This is a genomic window from Shewanella putrefaciens, from assembly GCF_016406305.1.
Classification (GTDB): Bacteria; Pseudomonadota; Gammaproteobacteria; order Enterobacterales; family Shewanellaceae; genus Shewanella; species Shewanella putrefaciens_C.
In genome coordinates this window covers 494746-509563 of record NZ_CP066369.1, presented here as the reverse complement: position 1 = coordinate 509563, position 14818 = coordinate 494746, and the positions used below count along the sequence as shown (strand labels likewise).

At 47.1% G+C, this 14818-nt stretch carries 13 protein-coding genes; 9 read left to right on the top strand and 4 right to left on the bottom strand.

The features are described from left to right. The first annotated feature begins 107 nt into the window (after positions 1 to 107). Positions 108 to 860: an outer membrane protein OmpK gene (locus tag JFT56_RS02280; protein ID WP_198782112.1), complete on the top strand. Its 753-nt coding sequence runs from the start codon at positions 108 to 110 to the stop codon at positions 858 to 860. 101 nt (positions 861 to 961) lie between these two features. Here the strand turns inward: JFT56_RS02280 and udp are convergent, their stop codons facing one another. After that, the gene (gene udp, locus JFT56_RS02275; RefSeq protein WP_198782111.1) at positions 962 to 1720 is read right to left on the bottom strand and encodes a uridine phosphorylase; all 759 of its coding nucleotides are present in this window, start codon (positions 1718 to 1720) and stop codon (positions 962 to 964) included. A gap of 413 nt (positions 1721 to 2133) precedes the next feature. Between udp and JFT56_RS02270 the strand changes: the two genes are divergently transcribed. Further along, entirely contained in the window at positions 2134 to 2352 is a 219-nt protein-coding gene (locus JFT56_RS02270; protein ID WP_198782110.1) for a YdcH family protein, read from the top strand. Positions 2353 to 2395: 43 nt separating this feature from the next. Here the strand turns inward: JFT56_RS02270 and JFT56_RS02265 are convergent, their stop codons facing one another. Next, a complete protein-coding gene (locus tag JFT56_RS02265) occupies positions 2396 to 3571 on the bottom strand; it encodes a type III PLP-dependent enzyme (protein ID WP_198782109.1) in 1176 nt (391 codons plus the stop codon). Between the two features lie 338 nt (positions 3572 to 3909). Next, on the bottom strand, positions 3910 to 4389 hold the full coding sequence (locus tag JFT56_RS02260) for a hypothetical protein (protein WP_198782108.1): 480 nt from the start codon (positions 4387 to 4389) through the stop codon (positions 3910 to 3912). A 170-nt stretch (positions 4390 to 4559) separates the two neighbouring features. On the opposite strand from JFT56_RS02260, the gene JFT56_RS02255 reads away from it, so the two are divergent. From JFT56_RS02255 to JFT56_RS02230, 6 genes are all read left to right on the top strand, one after another. Beyond that, entirely contained in the window at positions 4560 to 5396 is an 837-nt protein-coding gene (locus tag JFT56_RS02255; protein WP_198782107.1) for a mechanosensitive ion channel family protein, read from the top strand. 117 nt (positions 5397 to 5513) lie between these two features. After that, entirely contained in the window at positions 5514 to 7055 is a 1542-nt protein-coding gene (locus JFT56_RS02250) for a tetratricopeptide repeat protein (protein ID WP_198782106.1), read from the top strand. Positions 7056 to 7488: 433 nt separating this feature from the next. Continuing rightward, the gene (locus tag JFT56_RS02245) at positions 7489 to 7818 is read left to right on the top strand and encodes a cytochrome c (RefSeq protein ID WP_198782105.1); all 330 of its coding nucleotides are present in this window, start codon (positions 7489 to 7491) and stop codon (positions 7816 to 7818) included. Positions 7819 to 8019: 201 nt separating this feature from the next. Next, entirely contained in the window at positions 8020 to 9744 is a 1725-nt protein-coding gene (locus JFT56_RS02240; protein WP_198782104.1) for a DUF3373 domain-containing protein, read from the top strand. Between the two features lie 54 nt (positions 9745 to 9798). Continuing rightward, the gene (locus tag JFT56_RS02235) at positions 9799 to 11187 is read left to right on the top strand and encodes a tetrathionate reductase family octaheme c-type cytochrome (protein WP_198782103.1); all 1389 of its coding nucleotides are present in this window, start codon (positions 9799 to 9801) and stop codon (positions 11185 to 11187) included. A gap of 238 nt (positions 11188 to 11425) precedes the next feature. Further along, entirely contained in the window at positions 11426 to 12586 is a 1161-nt protein-coding gene (locus tag JFT56_RS02230) for a putative sulfate/molybdate transporter (protein ID WP_198782102.1), read from the top strand. A gap of 71 nt (positions 12587 to 12657) precedes the next feature. Here JFT56_RS02230 and JFT56_RS02225 read toward each other — a convergent pair whose 3' ends face one another. Continuing rightward, positions 12658 to 13794: an alkene reductase gene (locus tag JFT56_RS02225; RefSeq protein WP_198782101.1), complete on the bottom strand. Its 1137-nt coding sequence runs from the start codon at positions 13792 to 13794 to the stop codon at positions 12658 to 12660. A 112-nt stretch (positions 13795 to 13906) separates the two neighbouring features. On the opposite strand from JFT56_RS02225, the gene JFT56_RS02220 reads away from it, so the two are divergent. Next, a complete protein-coding gene (locus JFT56_RS02220; protein ID WP_198782100.1) occupies positions 13907 to 14818 on the top strand; it encodes a LysR family transcriptional regulator in 912 nt (303 codons plus the stop codon).

Here is a 14818-nt window from a genome sequence, read left to right as displayed (position 1 = left end):
ACAATATAACCATTGCTCGGTTTGAACTTACCCATCAGACTGCGCCACGTCAGTGCGAGGATTGAGTAATACACTCTTTAGCGTCAACCCTACAACAGGAAATAACAATGAAAAAAACATGCCTATGTCTAGCATTAATGCTTTCACCTCAAGCATTTGCAGATGACTTAGTACAGTGGTGGGATTTCAGTGCAACTGCCCTCTATGGTGAAGACTACGATTTGGCACCTTCGGACAAACAAGCCACTGTGACACTCGAAACCGCTGGCGCATGGAAATACGGTGATTGGTTTGCCTTCCAAGATTTTATCTATTTCAAGGGCGACCACACGGGCATGGATAGCACCACCTATGGCGAAATTTCACCACGCTTTAGCGCCAGTAAAATCCTAGGTGAGAAGATCGCCTTCGGCCCCATTACCGATCTTTCATTAGCACTCACCTATGAAGAAGGTGAAGGCCCTGTGCATAGCTTACTCTATGGCTTAGGTGTGGATGTTGCAGTGCCTTACTTTACCTATCTGAACTTCAATACCTATCGCCGCGATGCAATGAGTTCAGGCAATATCAGTGACGGCTGGCAGTTTACCCCAGTCTTTAGAATTGATATTCCCGTGGGTTCAGCCAATATCGTCCTCGATGGCTTTATCGATTGGGTATTTGCCAGCGACAATGACGGCTATGAAGAGAACTTCCACTTCAACCCACAGTTAAAATATGACCTAGGCAAGAGCCTATTTGGTGAGCACAAAGCCAATAAACTGTTGGTCGGTATCGAATACGATCTGTGGACCAACAAATATGGCGTGAAAGGCGTAGATCAAGACACTTACTCTGTGATCGCCCAATACCATTTCTAATCGGTACTGTATCGCCTTAACCTGAAAAGAACAAAGGTGCCCTTAGGCACCTTTGTTATATTTGAACACTCGCTTTGCAGGGGAGTGATATCAAACCTAAATTACGCGAGTAATTTCTTAGCCGCTGCAACCACAATAGAAACCGCACTGACTTCGGTTTTCTTCATAGTCGCTTCATCGGGGATTTCTTGCTGGGTACGGTTCACAATCACACCGGCAACACAGGCAGCACGCCAACCTTGAGTCGCACACATAGTGAAGAGTGTCGCTGATTCCATTTCATAGTTCAGCACGCCCATTTCTTGCCATTCTTTCATTGAGCCAGCAAAACGACGTGTCACACGGCCTGTGACAGTGTCATAGCGCTCTTGGCCAGGATAGAAGGTATCTGAAGATGCTGTCACACCAATGTGTGGCTCTACACCCGCATCGCGGCACGCGGCAACCATAGCCGTGGTACATTCAAAGTTTGCAACCGCTGGGAACTCCATAGGTGCAAAGTGTAGGCTCGCGCCATCTAAACGCACTGATGCTTGAGTCACAATCACATCGCCCACATTTACATGAGGCTGAATCGCACCGGTTGTTCCAACACGCAGGAAGGTATTCACGCCTAATTGCGCTAACTCTTCAACGGCAATAGACGTTGATGGACCACCAATACCCGTCGAACAAACCACTACTGGCTTACCATCGGCATAGGCTAAATAGCTCGTATACTCGCGGTGGCTCGCAAGGAAAGTCGCATTATCCATTAACTCGGCAATACGTTTTACACGCTCAGGATCGCCCGGCACAATTGCCAAGGTTGCACCGTCGAGCATCGCTTTGGTCAAACCTAAATGAAATACATCAGCCATTATGAAAACCCCTTTCATTTTTGATAATTAAATTCTTATAAAATCGACTTTAACCTAGTATCGAAGCGGTGAAGGTTAACTTGATCACAGAATTATCGGCAAGAAGTAATTGTTCTATCGTAATGTAATTACCAAAACTATTACCGTCTGATCACAAAGATAGCAAATCTTCTACAGTTCGGGATGACAGTCTGCATTCTGCTGGAGAAAGTGTGAGCCAGATCGACTCGCACTCCATAGACCAAGTTTATGATTATTTAATTGACTGATTTAAAAGCAATTAGATCTAAGTCTTTTTTACGACTAATCTGAAGGAGCACAAATATTGATCTCAATCACGTTTCCTCCTAATGCATAAGGTTAGGGTTAAAGTGAAATCAGCAGTGTAGTAAGTCACGACAAGGAGAACGCCAATGTTTCCAGAGTACAGAGAGTTAATTTCCACCCTCAAATCCCAAGATGCTCATTTCCAACGCAAATTCAGCGAGCACAACCAGCTAGACGAGGAAATAAAACAACTGGAAAAACGAGTCGGTAGCGATTTCAACCCTGCGGTGAAAGAGCTCAAGAGTAAAAAGCTACATTTAAAAGAAGAGATCTACCAGATCCTTAAATCCCACGAACAAAACTAAAACTAAGGGCGCCTAAGCGCCCTTTTTACTGCCAACCCCAATCTTACAAATAGTAATCTTTGAGCGGTGGGAAACCGTTAAAGCAAACAGCCGAGTAGGTTGTTGTATATGCTCCCGCAGTTAACCAATACATTCTGTCACCGATGGCGAGATCATTCGGCAGACCATAGCTATAGTGTTCATACATAATATCGGCACTGTCGCAGGTCGGGCCCGCAATCACGCATTTATCCAATTCACCTTTCTTCTCGGTGTAGATAGGGAACTTGATCGCCTCATCCATAGTTTCAATCAGACCCGAGAATTTACCCACATCGGTAAATACCCAACGCTCTAAGGCCGTGTAGGATTTCTTGCTGATCAGCACGACTTCAGACACTAAAATGCCCGCATTGGAAATCAATGAACGGCCCGGCTCAAGGATAATTTGCGGTAAATCGTCACCGAAATCCTCCTTCAAGAAATGGGTAATTTGCTCGGCATATACGCCCAATTGATTCGTTTTATCAATGTAGTTCGCCGGGAAACCGCCGCCCATATTGATCATTTTCAAAGTGATATTGTGCTCATCACGCAGACGGTCGAAAATGCTTTTTACTTTGCCAATCGCCGAATCCCAAGCACCGATATCACGCTGCTGTGAACCCACGTGGAACGAAATACCGTAGGGTTCTAGCCCTAATTCCTGCGCTAGAACTAACAGCTCATAGGCCATTTCATTCTGGCAACCGAATTTGCGTGACAATGGCCAATCGGCGGTATCCGTGCCTTCGGTCAAGATGCGGACATAGATGCGCGAACCGGGGGCTTCTTCGGCGATCATACGCAGATCGGCTTCGGAGTCGGATGCATACATACGCACACCACGCTCATAAAACGCACGCACATCCTGGCGCTTTTTAATGGTATTGCCGTAGCTCACGCGGTCGGCTGTCACGCCCACCTTAGTGACCATATCTAGCTCATAAATCGAGGCAATATCAAAGTTTGACCCTTTATCTTTTAATAAGGTCAAGATCTCGGCCGCTGGGTTCGCCTTAACTGCATAATAAACGTTGGCATAAGGAAAACTATTAACCATGTCATCGTATTGTTTCGCAATGATACTGGTATCGATCACTACGAATGGGGTTGCTTTGTCTTTGGCAAACGCTTCAATACGCTTGAATGTGTCCATGTCATAATAATCAGCAACATCAATAGATTGAAATTGGCTCATTGGGCCAGAGTCTCCTTTGGGTCAGGTCGTTAAAAAGTGAGTGTCTGTATTAAAAACGTGCGCAGTAAACGATATTTTTTTACTTTACGCAACGAATTTTTATGCTGAATTACCAACTTTTTATTCCACAGGGTTTTAAGGGAAGACTCACTTTAAAAAAGCCTCTATAAAACAAATAATTATGCACACAAATCCCAAGGTAAATTTGTGGTGATTATCAGGCATACCCAATGAATTTTTTACGACACGCAAGGGAGTAAGACAGATAGACGAGCTTAGGCCAGCCTATCCATCCTATATCGACAGGAATGAACTCGATATCGAACTGAAGTGAACGCCTACTGCACCCCTTGAAGTTTCTTAAGGGCCTGACCTAAGGATTCACTCGAATCAAAGTAAGCGATATCCAAAATATTGCGTTTATCGAGCAGTATCATGGTCGCCATATCTTTAGCATCGGGTAATAAATGGCTCACCTCACCTTCCCTATCCAGACCAATAGCAAAGGGCAGTTCCTGCATTTGGGGGATAGCCACAAACTTAGCGATGAGTGATGGCATACCACTAATATCGGCAACATAAACCAGATGGGGTGGAAACTGCGACGCACTTAAAGGCTGCAAAGTGTCTTTAATAATATCACCGCCTTTCATACTACGGCTAAAGAGCACAACCCGGGTTTCATCGGTGACATTTATCGCTTTATCGTGCTGATCGAGTAATGAAATGGGCTTAATCGCATCGCCGGCGACATAACTAGCAGCGAACGCCAGAATGGGGGTAAACAGCAAAGACAGACAAAACAACCGTGTTTTCATCAACACTCAACTCCATTGTTGGATAGATGGACAGCATACCTGAGTCAGGCATTCGGCTCATCAAATCAACCGCGATTACATGATACGCTTCACAGGTAGATGGCAAACAATTATTGACTGGGATTTCTGCGTTATACTCGCACAGTTAAATTTATTACAAGGATATCATTATGATAACACCGGGACTCGATCAGGAATTACAACAGCTACAGGGCGTTTATCAACTCATCACGGAATTTTTAGTGACCTACAGCTTCCAGTTAGTCGGCGCTTTACTGATCTTTTTATTGGGTTTATGGATCGCCAGTAAAGTCTCCCGCTTAGTCGCTAAGCAGTTCGAAAAACACAATATCGATATCACCCTCAGCAACTTCGTCAGTAATCTTATCCGCATTCTGATCATAGTGATGGTCGGGATCATCGCCCTTGGCAAAATCGGCATCAGCGTTACCCCTATGGTAGCGGCAATAGGGGCTGCGTCCCTCGGCGCGGGCCTCGCCTTACAGGGCATGCTATCTAATTATGCGGCCGGTATTACGATTATTGTGACTCGGCCTTTTGTGGTGGGTAATACGATTGAAATCAAAGGCGAAAGCGGTGTGGTTAAGCGTATTCACTTAGGCATGACCATACTGACCAACGAGGAAGGCGAACAAATTAGCATCCCCAATAAGCATATCGTCGGTGAAATCCTGCATAACTCCTTCAGTAATAAGCTGGTAGAGGCCCAATTTAACCTCAGCTACAACACAGATCCCGAGCGGGCGATTAGTGTTATCACTGAGGTATTAAGCAACAATCCCTATGTCTATCAAGGGACGGCTCCCAATATTGGTATCAATGGCTTTAATGCAATCGGCATCGAAATGGCCGTACGTTATTGGGTCCCCACCCAAAGCTATTTTCAGCATAAATATAAAGTGAACTTAGCCCTCTACCAGGCCCTTAAACAGGCCGACATTGAGATGGCCTGCCCGGTAAGAGAAATCCATTTGCGGGAGAAATAATCCCCATAACCTTGGGCCAACCGCGACTCTCGGTGGGCCCATGCCTTAGGGTAAACTTGCAATTTAACCAAAACCCAAGTTTACTAAACACCCTTATATCAATAGTGATGGATTACTATGTTGTTGATACTCATAATTATTGCCTTCGTTATACTCTTTGTTTTATTCGCAAAATATCAAAAGAAAAAAGCCCAAGACGAGGCTCTAGCCGCAGGCGACCCTACGGCATTGCTCAACCATGGACTAGAGCTTATCGAGCAAAATAGCGTCGAAACTGGCTTAGATTTTATTCACCAAGCCGTGGATAAAAAACTCGCCATTGCCGCCATTGCCCTCGCCGAATTATATTCGGGTCGATTCCCACAGATTAAGGCCAATCCCAAGGCGTCGGCCGAATGGTATAGAAAGGCGGCCGAACTCGATCCCCAATACGTATCGCTGCTCACACTCTCCAACCTGCTTTCATCTGAAGCGCAAACCCAAGGTGAATTAGAACTACAGGTGGCTCAACTCAAACCCAATGCCGAATCGGGGGATATGGCCTTTCAATATGAACTTGGACTCTTATATCTAAGGCAACCTGTACTCGATCCCGATGGGAGCCAAGCCATTTACTGGCTAGAAAAAGCCTCCGCCCAACAACATCCAGATGCCGATTACCACCTAGGGGCGCTTTATTGGAATCAGGAAAGAATGACAGCAGACTTTGCCAAAGCGAGGCAATACTTTGAAAAAGCCGTTGCCAAGGGTGACACATTGGCCCAGGAACATTTAGGCCACATGTTGGCCATGGGCCAAGGCGGGCCAAAAGATTTAGCTCGTGCGGAAGATTTACTCAGTCAACGGGCCAAAGACAATGATTTTAGCCAATATTACCTCGGAAAACGTTTCCTCTACGGCGAAGATTTCCCCGTTGATTACGTTAAGGCCCGCCATTGGTTAACTCCGTCCGTAAAGGCGGGCAACCCCTTTGCCAAGATAGCACTGGCCAATCTTTTACTTATCGATCCCAAAACCGATAAGGACTACCAACAGGCTCAACGTTATTTTGAGGAACAGCTAGAGGCGTGGAGCGAGGACGCTCTGCTAGGTCTAGGAAAAATTTATGAGCAAGGGCTAGGGGTTAGCCGTCAACCGATTAAAGCCTTAATGTATTACCAACTCGCGGCCATGAGCCATAGAGCCGAACACAGGGCAGAGTGTGACAGATTAACTAAACAGCTGGGCACCTTAGAGATAAGGGAAGCTGAGCGACTATGTGCCAGTTTCTTGCATCAGCACCCGATCCCAACCCAGCAGCAAGCCTATTTTTATTTATACAAAGCAGAGTCATTCCACCCCAGTGACAACCCAACGCCTGAGGCTCTGCAAGAAGCTGAAACTTGGTATCTCAAATCGGCCGCATTAGGCAATGAGGCGGCGATGCAATCCTTAGTCGATATTTATCGTAATGAGCAATTAAACAAGCCTGTACAAGTAGTTATTTGGTCTAGTCTGTTATTGCGCCATTTTAGCAAATACGGCATGCATAGCATCCAACGACTCTACCAGACTAGGGCACTATCCAGTTTAACTGAGGCCGAGTTAGCCTATGCCGAGAGCCAAATTGAAACCATAGAAAGCCAACTCGCCCCCTACCTTAACCACGAAAATAGCTAACAAAAGCGCTTGGTCAGCTCAACCTGACCAAGCGCATTTTTTATTCTTAAACCCATCCGATAAATAATTAACTCATTACGCTCAATTTCGATAACACTACTTTAGCTATTGCATATTTTACAAAGTGTTAGCTCGGTCACAGCCGCTTTAGCCCATAAAAATCCCCAAAACAGCAACTAAATAACCTGCGGCTAATTTAGCTCAATAATCAAGCTATTGGTTTCTATGCAATAAAACTAACCTCTCGATTAGCAATACTCAGTCAATTAGATTTTTATCAATGAATTTTTTATCAATTAGATTTTTTTAATGAAAGTGACACACCTCAAATTTGCAGCGCCCTCGATTTGATAAATTAATTAACAAGGTGAAATCAATAAATGCATTTCACCAACAAAGACACGTAAATGTTCACAAAAAATAAAGGAATGAGATGATGAAAACGTCAGTAAAGATCGCCATCGCACTCGCGCTAATCGGGGGAATAGGCATCAATGCCTATGCTGCAGATGGGGGCAACCCAAAGAAAGGTAAACACTTATACAAAAAGGAATGTAAAGCCTGCCACGGCCAAGGTGGTGAGGGTGGCGAACTCACCCCTATGGCTAAAACCATGGGCCAATGGGATCGCTTCTTCGATAAAGATAAACACAAAAACAAGCCTGAAGTATTTAACAACCTCTCTGAGCAAGATCTCAAGGACATACAGCAATTTTTGTATGACCACGCGGCGGACTCGGACCAACCTCAAACCTGCGGTTGATCTCGAGCAAGGCCTTCGCGCCTTAACAGCCTAAAGCCATAGCACAAAGCGGCCCTGTAACTGCTTTACACCTAGCGGCTTAACACTCAAACCCAATGTGAGAAAAATGGGGAACACACCTCAGGGACTCCTATTGGGTAAATTTTGGCGCAATTCAGCTTAGATTGAACGCGCCGTAGGGAAAACTCAGGGAGAAACCTTATGCGTACCCTTATTTCAATACTGGTTGCAAATGCACTGTTTATGTCCGGTAGCGCTTTTGCTACCCCCCAGGACCCACAAACCGAAGCTCAAAAAATAGCGGAGTTAAATCAACAACTCGCTGATATCACGGAACAATTAGACGACCTCAATAACCGGGTCGATAAAACCGAGCGACACACGTCATTAGATCGCCTTGAAATTACTGGTGACTTTAGAACCAAAGCCCACTCGCTGCATTACCGTGATGTGGTTTGGAACCCTGCGATTAATGTCAACTTCAATGACTTTGCTGCCAAGGCCATGTCGGGCGCCTTTGGAATGCCCAATGATCCTAACTCACCACTAGGGCAAATGATGCAAGCCAATCCAGACCTTGCAGCCGCCTTCCAAAATGGCCTGTTGCAGGGGGTGATGCCCTATGTGCTCGCACCTCAACATATCCAAGATATCGACAACGATATTTTTTACACCACTCGCCTGCGTTTAAATCTGAAAGCCAAAGTATGGGATAACGTCAGCTTTGCCGGTCGCCTGAGCATGTATAAAAACTGGGGCGACTCAACTGGCGTGCAAGTATTTGATTCTTGGCGGTCATTCACTATGGATGGCACCAGTAGTGGCAATACCAGCGGTGACTGGTTGCGGGTCGAGCGCGCCTATTTCGACTGGAAAAACATCAATGGTTCAGAATTTTATCTCTCCATTGGTCGTCGTCCATCCACCTACGGCCCTCCAACCCACTACCGTGAAAATGAAATGCGTGGTGGCACACCTTCAGGCCACTTAGTGAATTTCAACTTCGATGGCGCCACCTTAGGCTACAACCTAGGTGAAATTACCGATGTCGAAGGCCAGGTAGTGCGTTTCTGTTACGGCCAAGGATTTGAATCCCAATGGGGTAATGGGGAAATGTTTGGCGACATCATAACTAAAGATACCCACCTCGGCGGTTTTAATATCGATGCCATCAACGATGGCACTAACTTCCTGCAATTTACGCTATTTGGTGCTAAAGACGTTAACGACGGCTTTAAGGGCACTATGGCCTTCCCGACCCAGCTCGCCGGCATTTTTGCCCCCACCATGTACCAAGATATGCAAAAGTTCGACAACTTTAACTTTGTCACCCGAGTGCAACCCAGCGGAGTTATCGGTGATATGTACCTCGGCGGCATTGGCTTTGCGCGTGAAGAAACTAACGATATCAAATGGTTTGCCTCACTAGGTTGGACTCGCGCCGAGCCTAATGGCAATGCAGGTATGTTTGGCGGCATGTTATCCGACGCCGTTTTTGAGGCCGAGTTAAATAGCACAGGCACTGAAATCATCATGGTGCCTAAGACCAGCGATGATACTGACGCCAAAGACGGTTATGGCCTCTATGTTGGTATCCAAATGCCCGCCCCCTACGGCAAATTCGGTTTGGAATATAACTATGGCTCCGAATATTGGACGCCCTTTACCCAAGCGCAGGACGACCCCATCGGCAGCAAGTTAGCCACCCGTGGACACGTCGGCGAAGCCTATTACATCTTTGATATTAATCCAAAAATGTTTATCAAACTCGCTGGACTCTACTACGACTTCGAATACACAGGCAGCGGTACACCTGTGGGCGCACCACAAAAAATTGATGATGTGTTAGCGGGCACGGCTTACTCCATGTTGCCTGTGGTCGATACCGCCTTTGATGTTAACGCCTCACTGACCATTAACTTCTAATCCGTATAGATAATCGCAATCAGCCCTCGGTCAAGCCGAGGGCGGGAGTACAAAATGAAAAGACTCTTATTTATTGCCTTGGCGGGCATGACATTACCAACCTATGCCGCCAATCCCCATAAAGACGCACTAAAAGGCCCCTTTACCACAGGTTCCGAAGTCACCACACAATGTTTAGTCTGCCACGAAGACCAAGCAACAGATGTGATGAAAACCTCCCACTGGACTTGGGAGTTAGCCCAAAAACTCCCCGATAGGATAGTAGTGCGGGGCAAGAAAAACAGTATTAACAACTTCTGCGTGTCTATATCCAGCAATGAGCCCCGCTGCACTAGCTGTCATGCTGGCTATGGCTGGAAGGACAATACCTTTGATTTTAAAGATAAAACAAAAGTTGACTGCCTAGTTTGCCACGACACTACTGGCACCTATGTGAAAGATCCTGCGGGCGCTGGCGAACCTATGGCTAAGCTCGACCTGACTAAAATCGCCCAAAATGTTGGCGCCCCGGTGCGGGACAACTGCGGTAGCTGCCACTTCTACGGCGGCGGTGGTGATGCGGTCAAACACGGGGATCTTGATTCTTCCATGTCTTACCCAGACAAAGCGACCGATGTGCATATGGACAGTGATGGCAATGACTTCCAATGCCAAAACTGCCACACCACAGAGAAGCACATGATCTCTGGCAATGCTATGGGTGTTTCACCCGGAGGTATCGACCATATAGGCTGTGAAAACTGCCACGAATCAGCGCCCCATACGAACAAAAAACTCAATACTCATACTGCAACAGTTGCCTGTCAAACCTGTCATATCCCCTTCTTTGCCAAAAATGAGCCCACCAAAATGCACTGGGACTGGTCAACTGCGGGGGATGATAAACCTGAAGCCGTTGATCAATATGGTAAACATACCTACCAAAAGAAAAAGGGTGACTTTGTATGGGAAAAAATGGTGCCCCCACAATACGCCTGGTACAACGGCACCGCCAATGCCTATATGGCGGGAGACAAAATGGACCCGAATGTCGTCACTAAACTCACCTACCCCATGGGCGACATTAACGATGCCAAAGCCAAAATCTATCCCTTTAAAGTACACACGGGTAAGCAAATTTACGATAAAAAGCTCAACATTTTTATCACCCCAAAAACCTATGGCAAAGGCGGATATTGGAGCGAGTTCGATTGGAATTTAGCGGCAAAATTAGGAATGGAAGCCAATACCACTATGATTGAAAAAGGCATCAAATACAGTGGCGAATATGGCTTTGCCGCAACGGAAATGTGGTGGCGGATCAACCATATGGTGTCACCTAAGGAGCAAGCCCTCAACTGTAATGACTGCCACAACAAAGGCACTCGCCTCGACTGGCAAGCCTTAGGATATCAAGGCGATCCGATGAAAAACAAACAAGGCCCAAAACATAAGCAACCTTAATTAGCCCGTTTTCTGCAATAGCCTGTGAGATCTTAGTGTTTCACTAAGATCTCTTTTTATTTTGCAGCCATGCAGACACAAGCGCAGACAATTAGACTCAGCCATTTCTCTGCCTTGTCCCAGTTTGTCTCACTGCGCGCCGCTAAACGGTAGTTTGACTCTGTCTACCACCCAAATCCTCTGATTTTTATGGCATTTATTTTGCCTAGTGAGTATATGTTCAATTGCGGCAACCTTTATGATCCCGGGCAAAACCCCAACAAATCTCATCACTCAACCTATCAATCGTTTACTCGGTGAAACCAGTGGCGCCTTCGCCGACCTAGGTACTTTTTTGCCTTTAGTATTAGGGCTGATAGCCCTCAATCAATTTTCACCCCAAGGGATATTTTTGGGGTTTGGTCTATTCGCCATTCTAAGCGCTTTGTTTTATCGCCGCCCCATTCCCATACAACCGATGAAAGTCATCGCCGCCCTCGTCATAGCCCAAGGCTTAACCCCAGGCATGTTGCAGGCGAGTGCCATGTTAATGGGCGTAATCCTGCTAATATTGGCCTTTAGCGGCGCCATTACTTGGTTAGCCAAACAGTTATCTCAAGCTGTGAGTGTCGGCATTCAATTAGCGATTGGTCTGCAACTAATGTGGATGGGCGCTAAGATGATGAGTGAGTTTTGGCTGCTTGGGGTGGGCGCTTTTATCCTGTTATTTATCAGTAAGTTTTTACCGCTGCGTTACCTTGCCATGCCCTTAGTCATAGCGGCAGGGATGATTTGGCAGGCCAATACACAAACTAATTTAGCCACTAACTTTGATATCCAAGCCATGACAGCGCCATTTCAGTTAGCTTGGCCGACCTCTCTTGAGTGGACTTCCGCCGCCATTTTATTAGTGCTACCACAACTGGCATTAACCTTAACCAATGCGGTGATTGCCACCTCTGTAATGGCGCAGGAGAAGTTCCCCGAAGATGCCGCCAAACTCACGCCCAAAAACTTCGCCATAAGCTCAGGGCTTGCCAACTTGCTGCTCGCGCCCTTTGGCGCCTCGGCCATGTGCCACGGCGCAGGCGGATTAGCAGTGCAATACCATTTTGGTGCCCGCACTTATCTGGCGCCGTTAATTTTTGGCAGTACGTGCGTAGTGATAGCCCTATGCTGGGGCACCAATATCGCTTGGCTATTAGGCCTTATCCCTATGGCTATTCTCGGCAGCTTACTCACCACGGCGGGGCTGCAACTCGCCTGGTCAAAACGCTTAATCGATGGTAAACCCTTCTGTATCTTTGTGATTTTATCCACCGCTGTGACTTGCCTCGCCATCAACGCCGCCGCAGGGCTTGCCGTAGGGATTATTCTGGAGCAGGGTCGCCGCACTTGGGCCATGTTGGCCATGCGTTAATCACTTCCGACTCGCAATAATTGTTCCAAAAAAACAAAAAGCGCGTTATACCACGCGCTTTTTGTTAACCATTACGCCACCTCATCGTCAGCGGATCGGATGACGGCTCTCAATGCTTCATCGTGTGTAGGATAATCCGTATAACCCGCTGCACTACCGCCAAACAAGGGCCCTTTATCAAACGCAGATAAAGGCAATTGATGCATTAAACGATAAGGCAAATCAGGGTTCGCAATAAAAGGCCGACCGAAGGCGACTAAGTCGGCATAGCCCTTATCAATCACCTCATTGGCACGCGCTACATCATAGCGACCCGCAACAATAATGCTGCCCTTAAAGACTTTACGCAGCTCGATTCTAAAGGACTCTGGCACCTTGGGCGCATCATCCCAATCCGCCTCTGAAAGATGCAAATAGGCCACGCCCAAGGCCGATAAGTGCTTAGCCGCCAACAAAATAGTATCTACAATTTCAGGGCACGCCATATCCTTAAATGTCACATAAGGGGCGAGGCGAACCCCAACTTTATCGGCACCAATTTTAGCCCCCACGGCTTGGACGATTTCGAGTAAAAACCGGATCCGATTTTCAGCTGAGCCGCCGTAGGCATCGGTTCTGTGGTTAGAGTTGGTCCGTAAAAACTGGTCAATCAAATAGCCATTAGCACCGTGGATTTCGATACCATCAAAACCCGCCACCACGGCATTTACAGCCGCCTGAGCAAAATCGGCCACTACACGGTCAATATCCGCTTGGGTCATTTCCCTCGGCTCGGGGCAATCCACCATTTGTCCGTCTGGATGCGCTTCATCCACAATCCATACTTGAGTGCCAACGGGCGCGATGGCTGATGGTGCAATCGGGGCATTACCCTGCTGAAAAATCGGGTGCGATACTCGGCCAACATGCCAAAGTTGATTAAAAATTTTACCACCAGCTTGATGCACCGCCGAGGTCACCTTTTGCCAGCCCTCGAGTTGCGCTGCGGTATACACGCCCGGTGTAAATGAATAGCCTTGACTGTCATCGGAAATTTGCGTCGCTTCTGTGATGATTAACCCAGCCGAGGCGCGCTGGGCGTAATATTGCGCCATCAGATCATTAGGAATATTACCAGGCTGCGTGGTGCGCGCCCGAGTCATAGGGGCCATCACAATACGATTGTTTAGCGCCAGCGAGGTTAATTTGTAAGACATAAATAGACTCATACACACTCCGAACCCAAAAGTAAGATTAAATAATCAGGGGTGTAATTGTGCATTAGTTAATCTATATTGATAATCAAGCCATTATTAAAATCATTTTCAAAAATAATTTGACATGTATCATTTAAACGATCTGCAATTAGCGCTGCGTATCGCAGCATTAGAGAGCCTCTCGGCGGCCAGCAAAGAAATCGGCATGACGCCGGCAGCGGCCAGTGCCGCGCTACAAAGATTAGAGAAAAAGCTGGGGTGTCAGCTATTTGCCCGCTCAACGCGGCGCTTACAGCTTACGGAAGAAGGGCGGATTTTTCTCGATTCGGCGAAACCCGCACTGGCAATTCTCGAAACCGCCAGCGCCAATTTGGCCGAACACAGGGGTGAGCTTAAGGGCGAAGTGCGCCTCGCCTTGCCTTCGGATATTGGTCGCAGTCAGATCCGTGCTTGGCTCGATGAATTGATAGACAGTGCCCCAGAACTGACGGTGCAGCTGTATTTGGGCGATCATATGGCAGACTTAATCGACCAAAATATCCATTTGGCTTTGCGTTATGGTCAGCTTGACAGCTCGAACCTTAAAAGGCGCCAAGTCGCCATGACACCTAGGGTGCTGGTCGCCTCCCCCGCTTATCTGGCACAACACGGCACGCCAAGCACGCTAAATGAACTTAGCCAACATGCGGTGCTGATCTTAAATCGCGGCGGTGAGCCATGGCAGAAATGGAAGTTAAGTCATAACGGCGTGCCCGTTGAAATCGAAGTGAAGGGCCAACGTTTCTGTAACGATGGCGCAGTGATCCGCGACTGGGCACTTGCAGGCCGAGGAATTGCCTACAAAAGTTGGCTCGATGTGGCGCAGGATGTCACCGAAGGCAGACTCAAGCTAGTATTAGCCGATAAAATCGCCCCAGCAGTCCCACTGCAATTGGTATACCTACAAACCGATTATCCCAGCCATAAGGTCCGTCGCACCATAGAGTTTTTAGTAGAAAAGCTCAGCCAGTTCGCCCAACACTATCCACTGCCCTAA

Coding starts and splice junctions, on each gene's coding strand:
- JFT56_RS02240 (WP_198782104.1), top strand. CDS start 8,020: ATGCGTACCCTTATTTCAATACTGGTTGCAAATGCACTGTTTATGTCC.
- JFT56_RS02280 (WP_198782112.1), top strand. CDS start 108: ATGAAAAAAACATGCCTATGTCTAGCATTAATGCTTTCACCTCAAGCA.
- JFT56_RS02225 (WP_198782101.1), bottom strand. CDS start 13,794: ATGAGTCTATTTATGTCTTACAAATTAACCTCGCTGGCGCTAAACAAT.
- JFT56_RS02235 (WP_198782103.1), top strand. CDS start 9,799: ATGAAAAGACTCTTATTTATTGCCTTGGCGGGCATGACATTACCAACC.
- JFT56_RS02245 (WP_198782105.1), top strand. CDS start 7,489: ATGATGAAAACGTCAGTAAAGATCGCCATCGCACTCGCGCTAATCGGG.
- JFT56_RS02270 (WP_198782110.1), top strand. CDS start 2,134: ATGTTTCCAGAGTACAGAGAGTTAATTTCCACCCTCAAATCCCAAGAT.
- JFT56_RS02230 (WP_198782102.1), top strand. CDS start 11,426: ATGATCCCGGGCAAAACCCCAACAAATCTCATCACTCAACCTATCAAT.
- JFT56_RS02265 (WP_198782109.1), bottom strand. CDS start 3,571: ATGAGCCAATTTCAATCTATTGATGTTGCTGATTATTATGACATGGAC.
- JFT56_RS02260 (WP_198782108.1), bottom strand. CDS start 4,389: ATGAAAACACGGTTGTTTTGTCTGTCTTTGCTGTTTACCCCCATTCTG.
- JFT56_RS02250 (WP_198782106.1), top strand. CDS start 5,514: ATGTTGTTGATACTCATAATTATTGCCTTCGTTATACTCTTTGTTTTA.
- JFT56_RS02220 (WP_198782100.1), top strand. CDS start 13,907: ATGTATCATTTAAACGATCTGCAATTAGCGCTGCGTATCGCAGCATTA.
- udp (WP_198782111.1), bottom strand. CDS start 1,720: ATGGCTGATGTATTTCATTTAGGTTTGACCAAAGCGATGCTCGACGGT.
- JFT56_RS02255 (WP_198782107.1), top strand. CDS start 4,560: ATGATAACACCGGGACTCGATCAGGAATTACAACAGCTACAGGGCGTT.